Source organism: Streptomyces pristinaespiralis (assembly GCF_001278075.1).
Classification (GTDB): Bacteria; Actinomycetota; Actinomycetes; order Streptomycetales; family Streptomycetaceae; genus Streptomyces; species Streptomyces pristinaespiralis.
On the sequence record NZ_CP011340.1, the window covers coordinates 6669314 to 6692769 of the forward strand.

Here is a 23456-nt window from a genome sequence, read left to right on the forward strand (position 1 = left end):
GCGGGCCCGGTCACCGGGAGCGTGGGAACCAGCGAGGAGCGGAAGCGGATGAGTCAGCAGGGTGTGAACCGGCCGAGCGGAAGCACACGGGCGCTGAGCGAGGCGTACGACACCGCCCTGCTCGACCTCGACGGGGTCGTGTACGCGGGCGGGGAGGCGATCGCGCACGCCGTCGCGTCGCTGGCGGACGCCAGGCAGCAGGGCATGCACCTGGCGTACGTGACGAACAACGCGCTGCGCACCCCCGACGCGGTGGCCACCCACCTCACCGAGCTGGGCATCCCGACAGAGGCCGGCGATGTGATCAACTCCGCGCAGGCGGTGGCGCGGCTGATCTCCGAGCAGGTGCCTCCCGGCTCCCGGGTGCTCGTGGTCGGGGGCGACGGCCTGCGGGTCGCACTGCGCGAGCGCGGTCTCGTGCCCGTGGAGTCCGCCGACGACGACCCCGCCGCGGTCGTGCAGGGCTACGGCGGTCCCGAACTGCCCTGGGGCCGCTTCGCGGAGGCCTGTTACGCGATCGCGCGGGGTGTGCCGTGGTACGCCTCGAACACCGACCTCACGATCCCGAGCGCCCGCGGCATCGCGCCCGGCAACGGGGCCGCCGTCGAGGTCGTACGGATCGCGACGGGGGCGGAGCCGCAGATCGCGGGCAAGCCGCTGCCGCCGATGCACAGGGAGACGATCCTGCGCACGGGCGCGGAGCGGCCGCTGGTCGTGGGGGACCGGCTGGACACGGACATCGAGGGGGCGTTCAACGGCGGCGTCGACTCGCTGCTCGTGCTGACCGGTGTGACGGACGCGGCGCAGCTGCTCGCGGCCGTGCCGCAGCACCGGCCGACCTATGTGGACGCCGATCTGCGCGGCATGCTGACCGGGCAGCCCGAAGTGTCGGAGCGCGACGGCGTGTTCGGCTGCGGCGGATGGACGGCGGCGGTGCGCGGGGAGGAGCTGGCGCTCGACGGCGACGGCCATCCGCTGGACGGCCTGCGCGCGCTGTGCGGTGCCGCGTGGACCGACGCGGGCGACGGATCCTGCACCCTCGACGCGGCGAAGGCGCTGGCCAGGCTGGGACTTCAGAACTGCCAGGCCGACGGCCTCCCCGGGAGAGGCGATGCGAGGGTAGGCTAACCTAACCACGTGTTGGTCGAGAGTCCCCCGAAACGGAGCGCGGAGCCTGCGTCCGCACCCGCAACACCCAAGCGCCACGCCCTGCGTGCCTTGGGGCTGCTGGTGTCGTGCGGCGTCCTGCTGCTGATCTGCGTCGCGAGCATCGCCGTCGGCGCCAAGTCGATTCCGCTCTCCGACGTGTGGGACGGGCTGTTCCACAGCACGGGCACCGGCAACGACGTGATCATCAGGGACGTCCGCGTCCCCCGGACCCTGCTGGGGCTCGTCGTCGGCGCGGCCCTCGGCGTCGCCGGCGCGGTGATGCAGGCCCTGACCCGCAACCCGCTGGCCGAACCCGGCCTGTTGGGCGTGAGCGCGGGAGCGTCTGCCGCGGTCGTGTCCGCCATCAGCTTCCTCGGTGTCACCTCGCTCACCGGCTACGTGTGGTTCGCGTTCCTCGGCGCCGCCGTGGTCTCCGCCGCCGTGTACGTCCTCGGCGGGAGCCGCGGCGCCACCCCGGTACGCCTCGCGCTCGCCGGTACGGCCGCCACCGCGGCGCTGTACGGCTACATCAACGCCGTCCAGCTCCTGGACGCGGCCGCGCTCGACCGACTGCGCTTCTGGACGGTCGGTTCGCTCGCCTCCGCCGACATGGGGACCATCACCAAGGTGCTGCCGTTCATCGCCGTCGGACTGGTGCTCTCCATGCTGCTGGCCCGGCCGCTGAACGCGATGGAGATGGGCGACGACACCGCCCGCTCGCTCGGCGCGCACCTGACCCGCACCCGTGTCCTGTCGATGCTCGCCATCACCCTGCTGTGCGGCGCGGCGACCGCGGCCTGCGGCCCCATCGTCTTCGTCGGCCTGATGATCCCGCACGTCGTCCGCGCGGTCACCGGCCCGGACATGCGCTGGATCCTGCCGTACGCGGCGGTCCTCGCGCCCGTCCTGCTGCTCGGCGCGGACGTCGTCGGCCGGGTCGTCACCCGTCCCTCCGAGCTTCAGGTCGGCATCGTCACCGCGCTGCTCGGCGGGCCGGTCTTCATCCAACTCGTACGCCGCAAGAGGATGGCCCAGCTGTGAAGGCCGTGAAAGCAATACGCACGCCGGGCGGGCTGTCCGTACGCCTCGACGCCAGAGCGGCGTCCGTCGTCATGCTGCTCGCGGTGGCCGCGGCGGCCGTCGCGGTCGTCCTCATCGGCAGCGGTGACTTCCCGATGTCGTTCGGCGACGTGACCGCCACACTCCTCGGGAACGGCACCCCCGCCCAGGAGTTCATCGTCCAGGACGTGCGACTGCCGCGGGTGCTGGTGGCCGTACTCGTCGGAGCGTCGCTCGCCCTCAGCGGCGCCATCTTCCAGTCCCTGTCACGGAACCCGCTCGGCAGCCCCGACGTGATCGGCTTCTCCCAGGGGTCCACCGTCGGCGCGCTCACGGTGATCGTGCTCTTCAGCGGCGACTCGCTCGCCGTCGCGGGCGGCGCGGTCGCCGGCGGGCTCGTCACCGGCATCGCCGTCTACACGCTCGCGTGGAAGCGCGGTGTGCAGGGCTTCCGGCTGGTACTCGTCGGCATCGGCGTCGCCGCCATGCTCACGGCGGTCATCCACTTCCTGATCACCAAGGCCAACCTCGTGGACGCCACCCGGGCGACGCTCTGGATGACCGGCTCGCTCGACGGCCGTGACTGGGCGCAGGTGTGGCCGCTGGCCGGGATGTGCGCGGTCCTGATGCCGGTCGTGTTCGCGCACGGACGGCCGCTGCGGATGCTGGAGATGGGCGACGACGCGGCGTACGCGCTCGGTGTGCCCGTCGAACGCACCAGGGTCGTCCTCATGGGGTCCGGCGTGCTGTTCATCGCCGTCGCCACGGCCGCCGCGGGCCCCATCGCCTTCGTTGCACTCAGCGCGCCCCAGCTCGCGCGCCGGCTCACCCGCTCGCCCGGACCGAACCTGGCCGCGGCCGCCGTCATGGGTGCGGCGCTGCTCCTGGTCGCGGACTGGACCGCCACCAACGCGTTCGGCGACCGGATGCTGCCGGTCGGCGTCGTCACGGCGGTCCTCGGCGGCGGGTACCTGCTCTGGCTGCTCGTCACGGAACGCAAGGCGGGACGGATATGACGGCGGGTACGGACACGGACCGGGTCAAGGACATGGGTACGGGCGCCGGCGCGGCCGCCGTCCCCCTCACAGAGAACTCCAGGAGTACGACGACGATGCAGCGCCTCACCGCGGAATCCGTCACCCTCGGCTACGACCAGCGGGTCATCGCGGAGGACCTGTCCGTCGAGATCCCCGACAACTCCTTCACCGTGATCGTCGGCCCCAACGCCTGCGGCAAGTCGACTCTGCTGCGGGCCCTTTCGCGGATGCTGAAGCCCACGAAGGGCAGGGTCCTGCTGGACGGGGAGGCCATCCACTCGCTGCCCGCGAAGAAGGTCGCCAGGACGCTGGGGCTGCTGCCGCAGTCGTCGATCGCGCCCGACGGGATCACGGTCGCCGACCTCGTGGCGCGCGGCCGCTACCCGCACCAGGGACTGCTGCGGCAGTGGTCGCCGGAGGACGAGCGGATCGTCGAGGAGTCGATGGCCGCGACGCGGGTGGGCGAGCTGGCCGACCGCTACGTCGACGAGCTGTCCGGCGGGCAGCGCCAACGGGTCTGGATCGCGATGGCACTGGCCCAGCAGACGCCGCTGCTGCTGCTCGACGAGCCGACCACCTACCTCGACATCCAGCACCAGCTCGAGGTGCTCGACCTGTGTGCCGAGCTGCACGAGTCGCAGGGGCGCACGCTGGTCGCCGTCCTGCACGACCTCAACCAGGCCGCGCGCTACGCCACCCACCTCGTCGCCCTGCGCGACGGCAGGATCGTCGCGCAGGGGGCGCCGTCGGAGGTGGTCACGGCGGAGCTGGTGGAGCAGGTCTTCAGCGTGAAGAGCCAGATCATCGAGGACCCGGAGTCGGGTACGCCGCTGGTGATCCCGGCGTCGCGGCGGGGGGTCGGCGCGAAGGTGTCGTGACGGTGGGCGCGGGCCGGCGTGGGGGTGCGTGGCCGCCTGCGGCGGGCTTGTTCCCCACCCCGCTCCTTCCCGCTGCATCGATGTGCGCTCCGCCGCGTGGCGGGCAGGCCGCGTGGCCCGTGCCGCCCTGCGGCGTACCGCTCCGCGCGGTGCCCTCAAGCTCCCCTACGGCCTGGCGGCCGTGGGAGGTGCCCCAGGCAGGCTGGATTTCGCTGCGCGAAATCAGCCGCGCCGGCAACTCCGGCCCCGCCGGCGTTCGAGGCGGCGGGGGCTTGGGGGGGGCAGAGCCCCCGAACCACCGCGCGGAGTGCGGTACGGGCCCGGGCGGAGCCCGGTCACGGGAAGGGGCGGGGTGGGGGAAGCGCCCCGCGCAGCGGGCTAGAGCAGGGACCGCAGACGCAGCAGGTCCCGGAAGCCCGCCTCCAGGCGGACCCGGCCCGACCCCCACGCCTTCGCGAAGTTCAGCGTGCCCTCCACCATCGACACCAGGTCGTCGCCCGTCATCGCCAGGCGGATCTGCGCCTTCTCCCGTGGCGGCCCCGGTGAGGTGTCCGTCACCGCGATCCGGCCGTTCTCGAGCCGGCCGGTGAAGGTGACGTCCAGGTCCGTGATGTGGCAGCTGAGGGAACGGTCGAGGGCGGCGGCGCCCCGTACGTCGCCGTCCGCCTTCGCCAGGTTGTCGGAGAGTGTGTCGAGCGCGCCGCGGCACTCCTGCGTGGTGGCCATCGGCGGCGACGTTACCGCAGGGCTTCGCGGTAGCGTCTGGGCATGAGCGACTCGATGCCCGTGCCCGGTCCGGAGGATCCCGACGGCGGTGAGCCGGCGGGGCAGGCGTACGACCCGGCGGCCCCCGCGCCGCTGGGCGTGCGGCGTGTGCCCACCGGCGACGCCGGGGTCGACGCGCTGCTGGAGCGGCTGGGCGATGTCGACCACCTCGCTGCGGACGGACACCTCGGGGTGTACGAGGATGTACACCGGGGGCTCAGGGACGCGCTGACCGCGCTCGACACCCGCCCGGGACCCCAGCCGGAACCGCACAACCACAGGAGCTGAACCGCACGTGGCAGGAGTGGCCCGCCGCCGTCTCGACGCAGAGCTGGTACGCCGGAAACTTGCGCGTTCGCGCGAGCACGCGAGCCAGCTGATCGCCGCGGGGCGGGTGACCGTCGGCCGGAACACGGCCACCAAGCCCGCCACCCAGGTGGAGACGAGTGCGGCCATCGTCGTCGCCGCCGACGACAGCGACCCCGACTACGTGTCGCGCGGCGGTCACAAGCTCGCGGGGGCGCTCGCCGCCTTCGTGCCGCTCGGTCTGGAGGTGGAGGGCCGCAGGGCCCTGGACGCCGGGGCGTCGACCGGCGGCTTCACCGATGTGCTGCTGCGCTCGGGCGCACGGCACGTGGTCGCGGTCGACGTCGGCTACGGGCAGCTCGCCTGGTCCCTGCAGAGCGATGAACGCGTCACCGTCAAGGACCGTACCAACGTGCGGGAAATGACGTTGGAGACGATCGACGGAGAGCCGGTGGACCTGGTGGTGGGGGATCTGTCCTTCATTCCGCTCGGGCTCGTGCTGCCCGCCCTGGTGCGCTGCAGCGCACCCGACGCGGACCTCGTGCTCATGGTCAAGCCGCAGTTCGAGGTCGGCAAGGAGCGCCTCGGCAGCGGGGGAGTGGTGCGCAGTCCCGAACTGCGGGCCGACGCCGTGCGGGCCGTCGCGCGCCGGGCGGCCGAGCTCGGTCTCGGCGTGCGGGGCGTCACCGCCAGCCCTCTACCGGGACCCTCGGGCAACGTCGAATACTTTCTGTGGCTCAGGGCCGGGGCGCCCGAGCTGGATCCGGCGGACGTCGACCGCGCAGTGGCGGAGGGACCTCGTTGACCACGACATCAGGCACGACACCGGGCACCAACAGCAACACTTCGAGACGCACTGTCTTCCTGCTCGCCCACACGGGACGGCCTGCGGCGATCCGCAGCGCCGAGCTCGTCGTACAAGGGCTGCTGCGCTGCGGCATCGGCGTACGGGTACTGGCGGCGGAGGCGGTCGACCTGCCGCTGCCCGCCTCGGTCGAGACCGTCGTCGACGCGACGCCGGAGGTCCTCGACGGCTGCGAGCTGCTGATCGTCCTCGGCGGCGACGGGACGCTGCTGCGGGGCGCAGAGTTCGCCCGGGCCTCGGGGGTGCCGATGCTCGGCGTCAACCTGGGGCGGGTCGGCTTCCTCGCGGAGGCGGAGCGCGACGACCTCGACAAGGTCGTCGACCGGGTCGTGACCCGCGCCTACGAGGTCGAGGAGCGGATGACGATCGATGTGATCGTGCGCTCCAACGGCGACGTGGTGCACCGCGACTGGGCGCTGAACGAGGCCGCCGTGCAGAAGGTCTCGCCCGAGCGGATGCTCGAGGTGGTCCTGGAGATCGACGGCCGGCCGGCCACCGGCTTCGGCTGCGACGGCATCGTCTGCGCGACGCCGACCGGGTCGACGGCGTACGCCTTCTCGGCCGGCGGGCCGGTGGTCTGGCCCGAGGTCGAAGCGCTGCTGATGGTGCCGATCAGCGCGCACGCGCTGTTCGCGAAGCCGCTCGTGACGTCGCCGACGTCGGTGCTGGCGGTCGAGGTCCAGCCGCACACCCCGCACGGTGTGCTGTGGTGCGACGGGCGCCGGACCGTCGAACTGCCGCACGCGGCGCGGGTGGAGGTCCGCAAGGGGGCCGTGCCCGTGCGCCTCGCGAGGCTGCACCACGCGTCGTTCACGGACCGGCTGGTGGCGAAGTTCGCCCTGCCGGTCGCCGGCTGGCGCGGGGCGCCCCAGTAGGTCACCTCGCACGCGACGACGTGCCGTGGGTGAGCCGGGCCGGGGCCGCGGGGGCGCTCGCGCCACGGCACCGCCTGCGGCCGGGGCCTGCCCGTCGGCACGGACGGTGACGGGCCGCGGCGGTCCCCGGCGCGCCTTCCCGGGGCTCCGGTATTGCCCGGGAGAGTGAATCGGACGCCGGGGCCCGTCGCACACCGGGGGCCGGACCTCGTATGGTCGTGTCCGTGTTGGAGGAGATGCGGATACGGTCACTCGGGGTCATCGACGACGCTGTTGTCGAGCTGTCGCCCGGATTCACAGCGGTGACCGGCGAGACGGGCGCCGGCAAGACCATGGTCGTCACCAGCCTGGGGCTGCTGCTCGGCGGACGGGCCGATCCGGCTCTGGTGCGGATCGGCGCGAAGTCGGCGGTCGTGGAGGGGCGGATCAGGGTGTCCCCCGACGCCCCGGCCGCGCTGCGCGCGGAGGAGGCGGGCGCCGAGCTCGACGACGGCACGCTGCTCGTCAGCCGGACCGTTTCCGCGGAGGGGCGCTCGCGGGCGCATCTCGGCGGGCGCTCCGTGCCGGTGGGCATGCTGGCCGAGCTCGCCGACGAGCTCGTGGCCGTGCACGGCCAGACCGACCAGCAGGGCCTGCTGCGGCCCGCCAGGCAGCGTGAGGCGCTGGACAGGTACGCGGGTGACGCCGTCGCCGTCCCGCACGCCAAGTACGCGGCCGCCTACCGGCGGCTGCGGGCCGTCAGTACGGAGCTCGAGGAGCTGACCACGCGGGCACGCGAGCGGGCCCAGGAGGCGGGCCTGCTGCGCTTCGGCCTGAACGAGATCGCCGCCGTGGAACCCCGCGCCGGTGAGGACGTCGAACTGGCGGCGGAGGCGGAGCGGCTGGGCCACGCGGAAGCGCTCGCGTCGGCCGCCTCGGTCGCGCACGCGGGCCTCGCGGGCAACCCGGAGGACCCGGAGGTCGTCGACGCCACGACCCTGGTCGCGGGCGCGGGACGGGCGCTGGAGGCCGTACGGTCCCACGATCCGGCGCTGGCGGCGCTCGCCGACCGGATCGGCGAGATCTCCATCCTCCTCGGTGACGTGGCCGGCGAGCTCGCCGGATACGCCGACAACCTGGACGCCGACCCGCTGCGGCTGGCCGCGGTGGAGGAGCGCCGGGCGGCACTGACGCAGCTGACCCGCAAGTACGGCGAGGACGTCGCCGCCGTGCTCGCCTGGGCGGAGGAGGGCGCGGTCCGGCTCACCGAGCTCGACAGCGACGACGACCGCATCGGCGAGCTGACGGCCGAACGGGACGCGCTGCGCGCCGAGCTGTCGGGCCTCGCCCAGGCGTTGACCGACGCCCGCACGGAGGCGGCCGCGCGGTTCGCCGAGGCCGTCACGGAGGAACTCGCCTCGCTCGCGATGCCGCACGCGCGGGTGTCGTTCGCGGTCCGGCAGACGGAGGCCGCCGACGAGGCCTCGGGCGTCGAGGTCGGCGGCCGTTCCGTGGCGTACGGGCCCTCCGGCGTCGACGAGGTCGAACTGCTCCTGGCCCCGCACCCCGGCGCCTCGCCGCGGCCCATCGCCAAGGGTGCTTCCGGCGGTGAGCTGTCCCGGGTGATGCTCGCGGTCGAGGTCGTCTTCGCCGGGACCGATCCCGTGCCGACGTACCTCTTCGACGAGGTCGACGCGGGAGTCGGCGGCAAGGCGGCGGTCGAGATCGGCCGCCGGCTCGCCAAGCTGGCGAAGTCGGCGCAGGTGGTGGTGGTGACGCACCTGCCGCAGGTGGCGGCGTTCGCGGACCGCCAGCTGCTGGTGGAGAAGACCAACGACGGCACGGTCACGCGCAGCGGTGTCACGGTGCTCGAGGGCGAGGACCGGGTGCGGGAGCTGTCGCGGATGCTGGCCGGGCAGGAGGACTCGGAGACCGCCCGCGCCCACGCGGAGGAGTTGCTGGCGACGGCCCGCGCCGACGTCTAGGCGCTTCCTGGAACATGCGCGGGGGCTCCGGCGCTCCCGCCCCGGCGCTCCTGTCCCGGCGCTCCTGTCCCGGCGCGCCCGCCGGGGGCGGGCGCGCCGGGTCCGTGCTTCAAGTCGCTCTTGAGGGCGTCGCGGAGAGGCACGGGCCGCATCCGCCGGGTACTCGGCCGAGGTCAGCCCCGTTGTGGGCTCACCCATGTGAGTGATCCCGGTCCGCCGGAGCCGCGTACGTACACGGGCACGACACCCGGACGGTGCCGGAACGTCCGTACGGACTGGCATCCTTGGCGGGTGACACAGCTGCATACGGTCCAAGTGCTGGGCGGCGGCAGTGCGGGCAGCGGCGCGCACGTCAGGTCGCTGGCCGCGGGGCTGGTGGCACGGGGCGTGCGGGTGACGGTGTGCGCGCCCGCCCATATCGACGACATCTACGACTTCCGGGGCGCCGGCGCGCACTTCGCGCCCGTCCCGCGCAGGAGCGACCCGCCGGCCGTCGGCGCACTCCGCGCGGCGTGCGCCGGCGCGGACGTGGTCCACGCCCACGGGCTCCACGCCGCCGTGCGCGCCTCGCTCGCCCTCGGCGCGCAGCGCTCCCGCACACCGCTCGTCGTCACCTGGCACACGACGAACCGGGCGGAAGGCGCCAAGGCGGCCGTCCAGCGGCTGCTCGAGCGAAGGGCCGTGCGTGCGGCGGCGGTTGTCCTCGGTACCTGCTCCGAGCTGGTCGACCGGGCGCGCGCCTGCGGCGCGCGCGACGCCAGGCTCGCCCCGCCTGCGACCCCCGCCCCGCAGGTCCTGGCCGCGCGGGACGCGAAGCTGCGCGCCGAACTGGGCGTCCTGGGGCGCCCGTTACTCCTTGCCGTGGGCAGCCTCGAACGGCACCGCGGCTACGGGACGCTGCTCGACGCCGCCGGGCCCTGGAGCGGCCTGGACCCGGCGCCGCTGCTGCTCATCGCGGGGGAGGGGCCGGAACGGGCCGCGCTCCAGCGCCGTATCACGGCAGAGGAGTTGCAGGTCCGCCTCCTCGGCCGGCACGACGACGTCCCCGCGCTGCTGGCCGCGGCGGACGTGGCGGTACTGCCCTCCCGGTGGGAGGCCCGTTCCCTGCTCGCCCAGGAGGCGCTGCGGCTGGGCGTCCCGCTGGTCGCCACGGCGGTCGGCGGGGTGCCGGAACTGGTCGGGGAAGCCGCGGAGCTGGTCCCTTACGGGGACCCCGTCGCCCTGTCGGCCGCGGTGAGCCGCCTGCTGGCGGACCCGGCGCGCCGGGCGTGGCTCTCACAGGCGGGGCAGGCGCAGGCGGCGACGTGGCCGACGGAGGACGAGACGGTCGCGCAAGTGCTCAGCGTCTACGACGAGTTGGCGTTCCCCGCCTCGTAGCAGCGCCCCGCTCGCCCCTCTCAGCGGGTGTGACGGCGGGCCCGTAGCGCCAGGCTGAGGGCCAGGACCGTCTCCGGGTCCTCCAGGTCGGTGCCCAGCAGTTCCCCGATCCTGGCCAGCCGGTTGTAGAGGGTCTGACGGTTCAGATGCAGCTCCCGCGCCGTCTCCGCCTTGCGGCCCGCATGGGCCAGATACGTCTCCAGGGTGGGGAGCAGCGGAGGGCGTGACGTCGCGTCATGGGCCCTGAGGGGCCCGATCGCACGGTCGACGAACGCCGCCAGGTCCGGGTGCTCCCGCAGCCGCCACAGCAGCAGGTCGATGTCGAGGCGGCGAGCGTCGTACCAGGGCCGGTCGTCCAGTCCCTGCGCCGCGGCGGCCGTCTCCGCGGCGTGGCGCAGCGCGGCGCCGGACGCGGCCCACCCGCCCGCGGCGGCGACCACGACGACCGGCGGATGGGCGCCGGCCCTCTCCAGTCCGGCACGTGCCACCCCGGCGCGCAGCGCCTGGGCCACCCGGTCCGCGACGGCGGTCCGGTCGCCCTCCGCGCGCAGTCCGACGAGGAGCGGCACCCGGCCCTCGACCGGCCGTACGCCGAGCAGCACCGGCACGCCGAGCGACGACAGCTCCTCTGAGACGGCCCGTGCCAGCATGGACCAGTTGCCGCTGGGCGTCAGCTCCGCCGCGAGCCGCATCACCACCGGCAGTAGCGTGCCCGCGCCCGGTTTGAAGCCGAGGACCCTGGCCTGGGCGGGCGCGTCCTCCGGAGCGATGCGGCCCTCGGCCAGGTCGGTCAGGAAGTCGCCCCGTCCCCGTGCCGCGAGCTCCTCCTCCTGGCGCGCCTGCATCAGCACGACGGCGAGGATGCCGGCCGCCCGCTCGGCGGCCATCCGGTGCACCGGCAGCACCGGGGAGGAGACGGCCAGCAGCACCAGCCGGGCACGGACCGCACCCGCGCCTCGTCCGCCGCCGGGCACGTCGACGAGGACCGCGTTCGCCGGGGGACCGTCCTGCCTGCCGCCCCGCAGCCCTTGCCACACCTGGAGGGGGTCGGCGGCGGCCGGTTCGCCGCCGGGGGTGTCCGCCGCGTACAGGAGCTGTCCGTCGGGGGTCTCGAGGAACACCGGGTCGCCGGTGAAGGACGCGAGGATCGCGAGCACCTGCGGGATCCCGCCGCCGCCGAGGAGGGCCTCGGTGCAGCGGCGGTGCACTTCCTCCGCCTGCTGGAGCAGCGCGTAGTGGCCGTTGACGATCTCGGTGTGGATCTCCTCGGTGACCGTGACGAACGGCACCTCGCGGTGCAGCTGCACCAGCGGCAGACCGGCCGCCCGCGCCGCCTCCACGATCGAGGCCGGCAGCCGGGAGAAACGGGGTCCCAGCTCGACCACCAGGGCCGCGATGCCGCGCTCCGCGAGCCGGTGGACGAACGCCCGCTGCTCCACCGGACGGGTCCCGAGGCCGAGACCCGTCGTCAGCAGCAGCTCACCGCCCTTGAGGAGGGAGGCGATGTTGGGCACCTCACCGGCGTGGACCCAGCGCACGGTGCGTTCCAGCCGGTCGGCGCCGGCCAGCACCTCCGGGAGTCCACTGCGGAGGCCCGGAAGTTCCAGCGCCCGCCGCACGGTGATGCCGCCCTGCGTTTCCATGGCCGGGGACGCTACCGGGGCGACAGTTCGAAGGACAACAGCAGGCTCCTAGCCGCCGTAGGCGCCGGACGCGGTGAGCCGCAGCGCCGTGTCGATCAGGGGGACATGGCTGAAGGCCTGCGGGAAGTTGCCCACCTGCCGCTGCAGCCTCGGGTCCCACTCCTCCGCGAGCAGCCCGAGATCGTTGCGGAGCGACAGCAGCTTCTCGAACAGCCGCCGCGCCTCGTCCACCCGTCCGATCATCGCCAGGTCGTCCGCCATCCAGAACGAGCAGGCCAGGAACGCGCCTTCGTCGCCGGGCAGACCGTCGACGCCTTCGTGCGCGCCCTCGGTCGGGTAGCGCAGGATGAAGCCGTCCTCGGTGGACAGCTCGCGCTGGATCGCCTCGATCGTGCCGATGACCCGCTTGTCGTCGGGCGGCAGGAAGCCCATCTGCGGGATCAGCAGCAGGGAGGCGTCCAGTTCCTTGGAGCCGTAGGACTGGGTGAAGGTGTTCCGCTCGGCGTCGTAACCCTTCTCGCAGACGTCGCGGTGGATCTCGTCGCGCAGGTCGCGCCAGCGCTCCAGCGGCCCGTCCGCGTCGCCGGACTCGATCAGCTTGATGGTCCGGTCGACCGCGACCCACGCCATCACCTTGGAGTGGACGAAGTGCCTGCGCGGCCCGCGGACCTCCCAGATGCCCTCGTCCGGCTGGTTCCAGTGCTTCTCCAGGTAGCGGATCAGCTTCAGCTGGAGCAGCGAGGCGTAGTCGTTGCGTGCGAGGCCGGTCATGTGCGCGAGGTGCAGGGCCTCGGTGACCTCGCCGTACACGTCGAGCTGGAGCTGGTGCGCGGCGCCGTTGCCGACGCGCACCGGACCCGAGTTCTCGTAGCCGGGCAGCCAGTCGAGCTCCGCCTCGCCCAGCTCGCGTTCGCCCGCGATGCCGTACATGATCTGCAGGTTCTCGGGGTCGCCGGCGACGGCCCGCAGCAGCCACTCGCGCCAGGCGCGGGCCTCGTCGCGGTAGCCGGTGCGCAGCAGGGAGGACAGGGTGATCGCCGCGTCCCGCAGCCAGGTGTAGCGGTAGTCCCAGTTACGGACGCCGCCGATCTCCTCCGGCAGCGAGGTGGTCGGCGCCGCGACGATCCCGCCGGTCGGCGCGTACGTCAGCGCCTTCAGCGTGATCAGCGAGCGGACCACGGCCTCGCGGTACGGGCCGTGGTACGTGCAGTGGTCCACCCACTCCCGCCAGAAATCGGCGGTGGCCTCCAGCGCGCCCGCCGGGTCCGGGAGGGCCGGCGGCTCCTTGTGCGAGGGCTGCCAGCTGAGCGTGAAGGTGATCCGGTCGCCGGGGCCGACAGTGAAGTCGGAGTAGGTCGTGAGGTCCTTGCCGTACGTGTCGGTGTCAGCGTCGAGCCACACCGAGTCGGGTCCGGCGACGCCGACCGTGCGGTTGTCGACCTTGTGGACCCACGGCACGATCCGGCCGTAGCTGAAACGCATCCGCAGCGCGGAGCGCATCCGCACCCGCCCTGAGACGCCCTCGACGATCCGGATCAGCTGCGGCGCGCCGTCACGCGGCGGCATGAAATCCGTCACCCGGACCGTGCCCCGGGGGGTGTCCCACTCGGATTCGAGGATCAGCGAGTCGCCGCGGTAGGTGCGACGGGTCGCGGCCGGGGCGCCGCTGTGCGACTCGAACGCGGGGCCCAGTCGCCAGAAACCGTGTTCCTCCGTGCCGAGCAGCCCGGCGAAAATGGCCTGCGAGTCGAAGCGGGGCAGGCACAGCCAGTCCACCGTGCCGTCCCGGCAGACCAGTGCTGCGGTCTGCATGTCTCCGATGAGTGCGTAATCCTCGATGCGCCCGGCCACGTGCATCTCCAGTCGAACGGCCATGTCCGCCCCGCGGGGCGCTTACTGCGGTCAAGGGTCGTTGACAAGCCGCGACGACCCCAAAAACACCACGCGGGAGGTGTTGCCACATGCCTGGTGGGGGGCGCCGTGTTCCGGGTGACGGTCTGGGGATGGTGTCCGTTCACAGGTCCGGCTCGGCAGCGAGTTTCCGAGCAGGATACGACGCACGTCGGCGATCTGTGTCGGTGTCCCGCAACACAGGTGCGGCGAACGGGTGAGCGGCACGTGGGCCGCGGTGAGCGGTTCCCGCGCGTTGTGGTCACGGTACCTCCGGCACCGGCGGGACGCGTACGTGGGCGTGGCCGGGCGGCGGCCCACCCCCGGCGCTGATACCCTGGTACCCCGTGGACCGGTGGCCGGAAGGCCCCGAAACCGCAGCGACGGCGCCCCCGAATCCGGGTGGCCGGTACGCACCTCACTACGCGACCACGGGAGCCCCCTCTTGGCGATGCCGCCCAAATCCATGACGACCAAGCACATCTTCGTCACCGGGGGTGTCGCCTCCTCCCTCGGCAAGGGCCTCACGGCCTCCAGCCTGGGTGCGCTGCTCAAGGCACGGGGCCTGCGGGTCACCATGCAGAAGCTCGACCCGTACCTGAACGTCGACCCGGGCACGATGAACCCGTTCCAGCACGGTGAGGTGTTCGTCACCAACGACGGCGCGGAGACCGACCTGGACATCGGCCACTACGAGCGCTTCCTCGACGTCGACCTCGACGGCTCGGCCAACGTCACCACCGGCCAGGTCTACTCGCAGGTCATCGCCAAGGAGCGGCGCGGCGAGTACCTCGGTGACACCGTGCAGGTCATCCCGCACATCACCAACGAGATCAAGTCCCGCATCCGCAGGATGGCGACCGACGACGTCGACGTGGTCATCACCGAGGTCGGCGGCACCGTCGGCGACATCGAATCGCTGCCGTTCCTGGAGACCGTCCGCCAGGTCCGCCACGAGGTGGGCCGGGACAACGTCTTCGTCGTGCACATCTCGCTGCTGCCCTACATCGGTCCCTCCGGCGAGCTGAAGACCAAGCCGACCCAGCACTCGGTCGCCGCTCTGCGCAACATCGGTATCCAGCCCGACGCGATCGTGCTGCGCGCCGACCGTGACGTGCCGACCGCGATCAAGCGCAAGATCTCGCTGATGTGCGACGTCGACGAGGCCGCGGTCGTCGCCGCCATCGACGCCAAGTCGATCTACGACATCCCGAAGGTCCTGCACACCGAGGGCCTGGACGCCTATGTCGTGCGCAAGCTCGACCTGCCGTTCCGCGACGTCGACTGGACGGTCTGGGAGGACCTGCTCGACCGGGTCCACAACCCCGACCACGAGGTCACCGTCGCGCTCGTCGGCAAGTACATCGACCTGCCCGACGCCTATCTGTCGGTGACCGAGGCCATGCGCGCCGGCGGTTTCGCCAACAAGGCCCGTGTCCAGGTCAAGTGGGTCACCTCCGACGACTGCAAGACCCCGGCGGGCGCCGCGAAGCAGCTCGGCGACGTCGACGCGATCGTCATCCCCGGCGGCTTCGGCGAGCGCGGCGTCAACGGCAAGGTCGGCGCCATCCAGTACGCCCGCGAGAACAAGATCCCGCTGCTCGGCCTCTGCCTGGGCCTGCAGTGCATCGTCATCGAGGCCGCGCGCAACCTGGCGGAGATCCCCGACGCCAACTCCACCGAGTTCGACGCGGCCACCGCGCACCCGGTGATCTCCACCATGGAGGAGCAGCTGGCCTACGTCGAGGGCGCCGGCGACCTCGGCGGCACCATGCGTCTCGGTCTGTACCCGGCGAAGCTCGCGGAGGGCTCCATCGTCCGCGAGGTCTACGCCGACGAGCCCTACGTCGAGGAGCGCCACCGTCACCGCTACGAGGTGAACAACGCCTACCGCGCGGAGCTCGAGAAGAAGGCGGGCATCCTCTTCTCCGGTACGTCGCCCGACAACCGGCTCGTCGAGTACGTCGAGTACCCGCGTGAGGTGCACCCGTACCTCGTCGCCACCCAGGCCCACCCGGAGCTGCGGTCCCGCCCGACGCGTCCGCACCCTCTCTTCGCCGGTCTGGTGAAGGCGGCCGTGGAGCGCAAGTCCGGTCAGTGACACGGCAGACGATACGGTTGACCGGGGTACGGACCTGTGACGGGTCGGTACCCCGGTTTCCGTTGTGTGGGTGGAAGGACGCTTTCGATGGCCATCAAGGACACGCCCGAGCAGTGGCAGGTCACCGCGACCACGACACCGTTCCGGGGCAACAAGACCAGCGTCCGCACCGACGACGTCGTCATGCCCGACGGCACGGTCGTCAAGCGTGACTACCAGGTGCACCCGGGGTCGGTCGCCGTGCTCGCCCTCGACGGCGAGGGCCGGGTCCTCGTGCTCCGCCAGTACCGGCACCCCGTGCGGCAGAAGCTGTGGGAGATCCCGGCCGGGCTGCTGGACGTGCCGGGGGAGAACCCGCTGCACGCCGCGCAGCGGGAGCTGTACGAGGAGGCGCACGTCAAGGCGGAGGACTGGCGGGTGCTCTCCGACGTCTACACCACCCCCGGCGGCTGCGACGAGGCGGTGCGGATCTTCCTGGCCCGGGAGCTGTCCGAGGCCGAAGGCGACCGTTTCGAGGTCTCCGAGGAGGAGGCCGACATGGAGCTGGCCAGGGTGCCGCTCGACGAACTGGTCCAGGGCGTGCTCGCCGGGGATCTCCACAACACGTGTCTGGTGGTAGGCGTGCTGTCCGCGGTGGCGGCCCGTGGGGGCGAGGGCTTCGACGCGCTGCGCCCCGCGGAGGCGCCGTGGCCGGCGCGGCCCTTCGTGGCGTGATCACCGTGACCACCCCGTGTGGCCGTATGTGATGTGACGATCCGCTGATCCGATCGGGCGACGACTGCGCCGTGCTCCGCACGGATCGTCGCAGAGCGTGAACTACGCTCGAATCGCCCGCGCGGAGCCCCGCCGGGCTCGGCTCGTACACGGCGGAGTGGAGCGTGGCCCGTGACGGATCAGGCGCTGGACTTGGACGGCCCCGACCGGTCGGCCCCTCCTGAGCCGGCCCACCGCCCCAAGGGGCCCGACGACCGCTCGGAGCCCTCGGCGGAAGCGGGATCCCGTGTCGTCTCCCTGACCCGGACACCGGCCGTTCCCGACGCGGATGCGGAGCCGACCGCCGACGCCTCCGAAAAGGCGGCCGCGTCTGTCGCGGTCGCTCCGGGGGAGGCGGACCTTGCCGCACCGGCGGCGGACGCTCCGTCCGCGGTCGCTCCGGAGGAAGCGCGAGACGCCGCCTCCGGGCCGACCGCTTCCGCGCCGGTGACGGACGCTCCGTTCGAGGCGGACGAACCTGCGGAGCCCGGTTTTGCGGGGGTCGCCGGGGCGAGGGACCCCGGCCCGGAAGCCGGTGGGCTTCAAGAGTCCGGAGGGCCGGGCGGCGTCGATGCCTTCCCGCGGGCGGGTGAGGCGGCCGGGGCTGCCGGTCCCGGGGCGGGTGGTCCCGGACGGACCGGTCATGAGTCCGGTCCCGTCGTCGGTCCTGCGGACGAACCTGCGGAGCCGAATCCTGCGGGGCTCGCCGGGGCGAGGGACCCCGGCCCCGAAGCCGGTGGGCTTCAGGGCTCCGGAGGGCCGCGCGGCGTCGATGCCTTCCCGCGGGCGGGTGAGGCGGCCGGGGCTGCCGGTCCCGGGGCGGGTGGTCCCGGACGGACCGGTCATGAGTCCGGTCCCGTCGCCGGTCCTGCGGATGAACCTGCGGAGCCCGGTTTTGCGGGGGTCGCCGGGGCGAGGGAGTTCGGCCCGGAAGCCGGTGGGCTTCAGGGGCCCGGAGGGCCGTGCGGTGTGGATGCCGCAGCGCAGGCGGGTGAGGCGGACGGGGCTGCTGGTCCCGGGGCGGGTGGTCCCGGACGGACCGGTCATGAGTCCGGTCCCGTCGCCGGTCTTGCGGACGAATCTGCGGAGCCCGGTTTTGCGGGGGTCGCCGGGGCGAGGGAGTTCGGCCCGGAAGCCGGTGGGCTTCAAGGGGCCGGAGGGCCGTGCGGTGTGGATGCCTCAGCGCAGGCGGGTGAGGCGGCCGTGGCTGCTGGTCCCGGGGCGGTTGGTCCCGGACGGACCGGTCATGAGCCCGGTCCCGTCGCCGGTCCTGCGGACGAACCCGGCGCCGGCCCCGCGGGGGGTCCGGCGGTCGGTCCCCACGCCGACCCCGCGGTGGGTCCCCACGCCGGCCCCGCCCCAGGTCCGCGGCAGTCCGGGGCGGCCCGGGCGGACGGCGCGCACTCCGGTGGGGTGTTCTTCGGGCGGCAGCGGGAGCTGAAGGCGCTCGTCGCCGACATCGAGCGCGCCGGGCTCGACACGATCGCCGGCCGCAAGGCGCCCCGCGCCCGGGTGCTGCTGATCGCGGGGCGGCCCGGCTCCGGGCGCTCCGCGCTCGCCCAGCAGCTCGCCCTGAGGCTTGGCGACCGCTACCCCGACGGGATCCTGCATGTCCGGCTCAGCGAGCCGGACGGCCGGCCGGTCCCCATGGACCAGGCGGCACGCGGACTGCTCGACCGGCTCCGGATCGCCTCGCCCCCCGGCGCGGGCGACGACGAACTGACCGAGATGGTGCGTGAGGCCCTCGCCGTACGCCGGGTGCTGCTGCTCGTCGACGACGCCACGGACGCCGAGCAGGTCGACCTGCTGCTGCCGCAGAACCCGGACTGCCTGGTGGTCGCCGTCTCCCAGGGCCCGCTGACCGGTATCCCGGACGTGCGGCCCTGCACGCTCGGCGGCATGGACGCCAAGGCCGCGATCGAGCTGCTCACCACCTTCACCGGGTCGGTGCGGATCACGGTGGACCCGCAGGCGGCGGAGGCGATCGCCGAGGAGTGCGGCGGCCAGCCCGCCGCGCTGGTGCTGGTCGGCGGCTGGCTCGCCGCCCGTCCCAACGCCTCGGTCGCCGACGCCGCCAAGCGGCTGCGCACACTCCCCGACGACCCGGGCCGGCCGGCCGGGGCCAGGCCGCTGACCAGGGCCTTCCGGCTGGTGTACGAATCGCTGCCGCAGTCGGCCGCGCGCACGCTGCGGCTGCTGGCCCTCGCGCCCGCCGGCCGTGCGGACGCGCACACCGCGTCCGCACTGGCCGGATGTTCCGTCTCCGCCGCCCAGGAGACGCTCGACCGCTTCGCCGGGCTCGGTCTGCTGCGCCGGACCGGGGCCTCCTTCGAGGTGCCCGGCGCGCTCGCGCCGCTGCTGCGCGCACTGATGGAGAGCACCGACCGGCCCGCCGAGGTGCAGCTGGCGCGGGCGAGGATGCTCGAGCGGACCGTGCGGCGGCTCCAGGCGTGCCGGGCGATCACGGAGCCGGAAGGGTCCCCCGCCCGCAGGAAGCTGGCCGCCCTGCCCCGCGCCCTGCGTTTCACCTCGGCGTGGGCCGCCGGTGAGTGGCTGCGCACCAGCCGCCCGGAGCTGCTGGCCGCCGCCCGGCTCGTCGTCGACGACGGCGAGCTGGACACCCTGGCACGCAGGCTCATCGCCGCCCTGGTCAGGGCGCTGGCGGCGCATTGGGGGACCGAGGCGGCCGCCCCCGAGCTGTACGGGCTGCACCAACTGGTCCTCGACGTCGCCGAGCGGCGCGGACTGCACCGGGAGCAGGCCGCCGCGCTGCTCAACCTCGCCGATCTGGACGCGCAGACCGGACGTACCACCGACGCGCTGGCCCGCTACCGGGCCGCCCTCGACGCCGGCCGTGCCGCGAACGATCCGTACGCGACGGGCCGCGCGATGGAATCCGTAGGCGGCGCGTACCAGGAGCTGGGCGACTGGCAGCGGGCGGCCGACTGGTACGGCCGCGCCCTCGCGCAGCGCCAGGCACGCGGCGAGCGCGCGGACGAGGCGCGGCTGTACGGAAGGCTCGGCACCGCGCACACCTACGCGGGACGGTACGGGGAGGCGCTGCGCAGCTGGCGGGCCGCTGTCGCCGGCTACCGCAAGGTCGGTGATCTGCCTTCCCAGGCGCGGGCGTTGAGCGAGGCGGCCCGGGTCCAGGAGTACGCGGGCCGGCCGGAGGAGTGTCTGCGCACCTGCCAGGACGCGGTCGACCTGGCCCGTCGTGCCGGGGACGGGCGGCTCCAGGCGGCGCTGCAGCTCAGGCTTGCCGACACCCTCGACCGGCTCGGTGACCCGGCGGCTGCCCGGCTGCACCGCATCGCTGCGGAAAGAATGCTTGGAACAGAGGATTCAACCTACGAAATCCGTGGCAGTTCGCTCGAAGGTTAATGCTTTGCAAGGCTAGACAGCGGGAAATCCTTCATTAGACTGGCAACGCCACGGCTTCTCGTGGTGTGTCCCGGTATGCCTGCGTGCATCTGGGTACGCGCGTCATCGACCGATACATCCCCTGAGCCAAGGACCGTGATCGACGTGAAGGTCGGCATCCCCCGCGAGGTCAAGAACAACGAGTTCCGGGTGGCCATCACCCCCGCCGGCGTGCACGAGCTCGTGCGCAACGGCCACCAGGTCTTCGTCGAGCAGAACGCCGGTGTCGGCTCCTCGATCACGGACGACGAGTACGTCGCCGCCGGCGCGCAGATCCTGCCCACCGCGGACGAGGTCTGGGCCACCGCCGACCTGCTGCTGAAGGTCAAGGAGCCCATCGCGGAGGAGTACCACCGCCTCCGCAAGGACCAGACCCTCTTCACCTACCTGCACCTCGCCGCCTCCCGCGAGTGCACCGACGCCCTGCTGGAGTCCGGCACCACGGCGATCGCCTACGAGACCGTCGAGGTGAACCGCGCCCTGCCGCTGCTCGCCCCGATGTCCGAGGTCGCGGGCCGCCTCGCCCCCCAGGTCGGCGCGTACCACCTGATGCGTTCGGCCGGCGGCCGCGGCGTGCTCCCCGGTGGCGTCCCCGGAACCCAGGCCGGCAAGGCCGTCGTCATCGGCGGCGGCGTCTCCGGCTGGAACGCCACGCAGATCGCGGTCGGCATGGGCTTCCACGTGACCCTGCTCGACCGGGACATCAACAAGCTGCGCGAGGCGGACAAGATCTTCGGCACCAAGGTGCAGACGATCGTCTCCAACGCCTTCGAGCTGGAGAAGGCCGTCGTCGAGGCCGACCTCGTCATCGGCGCCGTGCTGATCCCCGGAGCCAAGGCGCCGAAGCTGGTCACCAACGAGCTCGTCGCCAAGATGAAGCCCGGAAGTGTACTTGTCGACATTGCAATCGATCAGGGCGGCTGCTTCGAGGACTCCCGTCCGACCACCCACGCCGAGCCGACGTTCAACGTCCACGACTCGGTCTTCTACTGCGTCGCCAACATGCCGGGCGCGGTGCCGAACACGTCCACCTACGCGCTGACCAACGCCACGCTGCCCTACATCGTGTCGCTGGCCAACAACGGCTGGGTCGAGGCGCTGCGCCGTGACCCGGCGCTCGCCAAGGGGCTCAACACCCATGACGGCAAGGTGGTTTACCGTGAGGTCGCCGAGGCGCACGGCCTCGAGAGCGTCGAGCTGAGCACGCTGCTCGGCTGAGCGGTCAACCAGCGGCGTCAACCTCACGAGTCCGGCCGGACCTTGCTCAGCAAGGTCCGGCCGGACTCGTCTGCGCCCGCTTTGCGGGGCTCGTTCAACTCGCCTCGAACGTAACCCTTTAACCGTTTCGCGAACCCTCGAAACGTGCGGGCGGAGGCACGCGGAAGTGTCTGTGCGCCCTTGACAGTGAGGTGTTCGATTGCCGACACATCGGGCCGGGTCCGGCGGATTGTGTTGCTGCGGACCGGTGACACGCCATAGAGTCGCAAACCGTCGGCATGGTGCCACGCTGACCTATCGATAAGTTTCCTGGTCACGGTCCAAGGAGGTAAGACGACTTGTGAATGAGTCGACATTTACTCCCGGGGGTGGTCGGCCAGGAACGGTTCCGGCGGGCCAGGGCCCGTCGTCCGGTCCCGAGGATGTCGGCTCCGTCGCTGTCCGCACCTTCGCGACGCACCAGCACACGACGCACATGACGACAGCCCACACGATGAAGATGATGGACGGCCAACACGTGAACGCCATGGCCGGCAACGAGAGTGGCCGAGAGTCCACCCACTTCGCCGCCTACGAGGAAGTCCCCGAGGGGCACTTCTACGACCCCGATGCCGAGTACGAGCCCGATCCCGAGTACGCGGCCACCCTCGCGCCCGACGCTGCCCGTCAGCGCCGCGAGCGGATCGGCCCCACCGGGCGGCCGCTGCCGTACTTCCCGATCCCGGGCCCGCTGACCGACCACGGCCCCGCCAAGATCATCGCGATGTGCAACCAGAAGGGCGGCGTCGGCAAGACGACGTCGACCATCAACCTGGGCGCCGCGCTCGCCGAGTACGGGCGGCGCGTGCTGCTCGTCGACTTCGACCCGCAGGGCGCACTGTCGGTGGGCCTCGGCGTCAACCCGATGGAGCTCGACCTCACCGTCTACAACCTGCTCATGGAGCGGGGCATGTCGGCCGACGAGGTCCTCCTGAAGACCGCCGTGCCCAACATGGACCTGCTGCCGAGCAACATCGACCTCTCGGCCGCGGAAGTGCAGCTGGTGAGCGAGGTCGCGCGCGAGTCGACGCTCCAGCGTGCGCTGAAGCCGCTGATGTCCGACTACGACTACATCGTGATCGACTGTCAGCCCTCGCTCGGCCTGCTCACCGTCAACGCGCTGACCGCGGCGCACAAGGTGATAGTGCCGCTCGAGTGCGAGTTCTTCGCGCTGCGCGGTGTCGCGCTGCTGACCGAGACGATCGAGAAGGTCCAGGAGCGGCTCAACCCCGACCTCGAGCTCGACGGCATCCTCGCCACGATGTACGACTCGCGGACCGTGCACAGCCGCGAGGTGCTGGCGCGGGTCGTCGAGGCGTTCGACGACCACGTCTACCACACGGTCATCGGGCGGACCGTCCGCTTCCCGGAGACCACGGTCGCCGGTGAGCCGATCACGACGTACGCGTCGAACTCCGTCGGCGCCGCCGCGTACCGCCAGCTCGCCAGGGAGGTGCTCGCCCGGTGTCACGCCGAGTGAGTCTGCCCGGGGCCGACGAGCTGTTCCGTACGACCGGGGGCATGGCGCTGCAGTCGTCGTCCCCGCGCAAGCAGGGGAACCCCAACACCCCGAACAACGCTCAGAACACGTCGAACGCCAATGGTGAACCGCGGGTGCCGGCGCAGGGCGAACCGGACGGGGCGGAGGCCGAGTCGGCCTCCGCGTCCGCGACGTCGTCCGAGGAGCACTCCGCGGCCGACGCGGAACCCTCCGAGGAGGGCCGCAGCCGGGCCACGGAGGCCGCGGCCGCCGCCGGACGGGCGATGACGCCCAATGCGCGCCGCCCCCAGGACGGCGGGGCCCCGGGTCCCGCCGCGGGCGCCGCGCCGCGCAGGCGGGGACGCGGCGCGAACCGCCGGCCCAGCGGGCGGGAACGCCACGACGAGAAGATCACGGTCTACGTCTCCGCCGAGGAACTCATGGACCTCGAGCACGCGCGGCTGGTGCTGCGCGGCGAGCACGGCCTGGCCGTCGACCGCGGCCGGATCGTCCGCGAGGCGGTGGCGGTGGTCCTCGCGGACCTTGAGCAGCGGGGCGACGCGAGCATCCTCGTGAGACGCCTGCGGGGTCGCTGAGCGGGTAGCCTGCGGGCGCGCCTGTTCCTCCCGCTCCC

At 72.8% G+C, this 23456-nt stretch carries 18 protein-coding genes; 15 read left to right on the forward strand and 3 right to left on the reverse strand.

Translation table 11 applies throughout. From position 1 onward, the window contains the following. Positions 1-48: 48 nt before the first annotated feature. The 4 genes from SPRI_RS28500 to SPRI_RS28515 all read left to right on the forward strand — a co-directional run bounded on the left by SPRI_RS28500 (position 49) and on the right by SPRI_RS28515 (position 4123). Positions 49-1128 (forward strand): HAD-IIA family hydrolase, encoded by a 1080-nt coding sequence (locus SPRI_RS28500; RefSeq protein WP_005319188.1) that lies wholly within the window; start codon positions 49-51, stop codon positions 1126-1128. Positions 1129-1137: 9 nt separating this feature from the next. Then, positions 1138-2190 carry a FecCD family ABC transporter permease gene (locus SPRI_RS28505; protein ID WP_005319190.1) on the forward strand — a complete coding sequence of 351 codons (1053 nt, stop codon included), beginning with the start codon at positions 1138-1140 and terminating at the stop codon, positions 2188-2190. Further along, positions 2187-3224, forward strand: coding sequence for a FecCD family ABC transporter permease (locus SPRI_RS28510; RefSeq protein ID WP_005319192.1), 1038 nt, complete (start codon positions 2187-2189; stop codon positions 3222-3224). Before SPRI_RS28505 ends, SPRI_RS28510 begins: the two co-directional genes overlap by 4 nt. Before the next feature lie 95 nt (positions 3225-3319). After that, positions 3320-4123 (forward strand): ABC transporter ATP-binding protein, encoded by an 804-nt coding sequence (locus tag SPRI_RS28515; protein ID WP_037777015.1) that lies wholly within the window; start codon positions 3320-3322, stop codon positions 4121-4123. Positions 4124-4501: 378 nt separating this feature from the next. Here SPRI_RS28515 and SPRI_RS28520 read toward each other — a convergent pair whose 3' ends face one another. After that, the gene (locus SPRI_RS28520; RefSeq protein ID WP_005319196.1) at positions 4502-4849 is read right to left on the reverse strand and encodes an SCP2 sterol-binding domain-containing protein; all 348 of its coding nucleotides are present in this window, start codon (positions 4847-4849) and stop codon (positions 4502-4504) included. 42 nt (positions 4850-4891) lie between these two features. On the opposite strand from SPRI_RS28520, the gene SPRI_RS28525 reads away from it, so the two are divergent. The 5 genes from SPRI_RS28525 (at position 4892) to SPRI_RS28545 (ending at position 10275) form a co-directional block, all read left to right on the forward strand. Further along, entirely contained in the window at positions 4892-5176 is a 285-nt protein-coding gene (locus SPRI_RS28525) for a hypothetical protein (protein ID WP_037775060.1), read from the forward strand. Between the two features lie 7 nt (positions 5177-5183). After that, positions 5184-5999, forward strand: a complete 816-nt coding sequence (locus SPRI_RS28530; RefSeq protein WP_005319200.1) for a TlyA family RNA methyltransferase — start codon at positions 5184-5186, stop codon at positions 5997-5999. After that, entirely contained in the window at positions 5996-6934 is a 939-nt protein-coding gene (locus SPRI_RS28535) for an NAD kinase (protein WP_053557463.1), read from the forward strand. Before SPRI_RS28530 ends, SPRI_RS28535 begins: the two co-directional genes overlap by 4 nt. 218 nt (positions 6935-7152) lie before the next feature. Then, positions 7153-8898, forward strand: coding sequence for a DNA repair protein RecN (gene recN / locus SPRI_RS28540; RefSeq protein WP_203227962.1), 1746 nt, complete (start codon positions 7153-7155; stop codon positions 8896-8898). A gap of 291 nt (positions 8899-9189) precedes the next feature. Beyond that, positions 9190-10275, forward strand: a complete 1086-nt coding sequence (locus SPRI_RS28545; RefSeq protein ID WP_053557464.1) for a glycosyltransferase family 4 protein — start codon at positions 9190-9192, stop codon at positions 10273-10275. A 20-nt stretch (positions 10276-10295) separates the two neighbouring features. On the opposite strand, the gene SPRI_RS28550 is transcribed toward SPRI_RS28545, so the two are convergent. Both SPRI_RS28550 and SPRI_RS28555 read right to left on the reverse strand, forming a co-directional pair. Continuing rightward, positions 10296-11918 (reverse strand): PucR family transcriptional regulator, encoded by a 1623-nt coding sequence (locus SPRI_RS28550; RefSeq protein ID WP_053557465.1) that lies wholly within the window; start codon positions 11916-11918, stop codon positions 10296-10298. A 48-nt stretch (positions 11919-11966) separates the two neighbouring features. Beyond that, positions 11967-13793 (reverse strand): glycoside hydrolase family 15 protein, encoded by a 1827-nt coding sequence (locus tag SPRI_RS28555; RefSeq protein WP_005319214.1) that lies wholly within the window; start codon positions 13791-13793, stop codon positions 11967-11969. Positions 13794-14259: 466 nt separating this feature from the next. On the opposite strand from SPRI_RS28555, the gene SPRI_RS28560 reads away from it, so the two are divergent. The 6 genes from SPRI_RS28560 (at position 14260) to SPRI_RS28590 (ending at position 23418) form a co-directional block, all read left to right on the forward strand. Then, a complete protein-coding gene (locus tag SPRI_RS28560; protein WP_037775062.1) occupies positions 14260-15909 on the forward strand; it encodes a CTP synthase in 1650 nt (549 codons plus the stop codon). 87 nt (positions 15910-15996) lie between these two features. Further along, positions 15997-16623: an NUDIX domain-containing protein gene (locus SPRI_RS28565; protein WP_037775064.1), complete on the forward strand. Its 627-nt coding sequence runs from the start codon at positions 15997-15999 to the stop codon at positions 16621-16623. Positions 16624-18075: 1452 nt separating this feature from the next. Beyond that, positions 18076-20046, forward strand: coding sequence for a tetratricopeptide repeat protein (locus SPRI_RS28575; RefSeq protein WP_053557466.1), 1971 nt, complete (start codon positions 18076-18078; stop codon positions 20044-20046). 144 nt (positions 20047-20190) lie between these two features. Beyond that, positions 20191-21303, forward strand: a complete 1113-nt coding sequence (gene ald, locus SPRI_RS28580; protein WP_037777018.1) for an alanine dehydrogenase — start codon at positions 20191-20193, stop codon at positions 21301-21303. Between the two features lie 340 nt (positions 21304-21643). Then, on the forward strand, positions 21644-22822 hold the full coding sequence (locus SPRI_RS28585; RefSeq protein WP_078535389.1) for a ParA family protein: 1179 nt from the start codon (positions 21644-21646) through the stop codon (positions 22820-22822). Continuing rightward, positions 22807-23418 (forward strand): hypothetical protein, encoded by a 612-nt coding sequence (locus SPRI_RS28590; protein ID WP_078951308.1) that lies wholly within the window; start codon positions 22807-22809, stop codon positions 23416-23418. Before SPRI_RS28585 ends, SPRI_RS28590 begins: the two co-directional genes overlap by 16 nt. Positions 23419-23456: the final 38 nt, after the last annotated feature.

What these genes read in the sequence shown, in the direction of transcription:
- SPRI_RS28525 (WP_037775060.1), top strand. Translation starts at nt 4,892, where the DNA reads ATGAGCGACTCGATGCCCGTGCCCGGTCCGGAGGATCCCGACGGCGGT.
- SPRI_RS28555 (WP_005319214.1), bottom strand. Translation starts at nt 13,793, where the DNA reads ATGGCCGTTCGACTGGAGATGCACGTGGCCGGGCGCATCGAGGATTAC.
- SPRI_RS28500 (WP_005319188.1), top strand. Translation starts at nt 49, where the DNA reads ATGAGTCAGCAGGGTGTGAACCGGCCGAGCGGAAGCACACGGGCGCTG.
- SPRI_RS28520 (WP_005319196.1), bottom strand. Translation starts at nt 4,849, where the DNA reads ATGGCCACCACGCAGGAGTGCCGCGGCGCGCTCGACACACTCTCCGAC.
- SPRI_RS28550 (WP_053557465.1), bottom strand. Translation starts at nt 11,918, where the DNA reads ATGGAAACGCAGGGCGGCATCACCGTGCGGCGGGCGCTGGAACTTCCG.
- SPRI_RS28560 (WP_037775062.1), top strand. Translation starts at nt 14,260, where the DNA reads ATGCCGCCCAAATCCATGACGACCAAGCACATCTTCGTCACCGGGGGT.
- SPRI_RS28565 (WP_037775064.1), top strand. Translation starts at nt 15,997, where the DNA reads ATGGCCATCAAGGACACGCCCGAGCAGTGGCAGGTCACCGCGACCACG.
- SPRI_RS28515 (WP_037777015.1), top strand. Translation starts at nt 3,320, where the DNA reads ATGCAGCGCCTCACCGCGGAATCCGTCACCCTCGGCTACGACCAGCGG.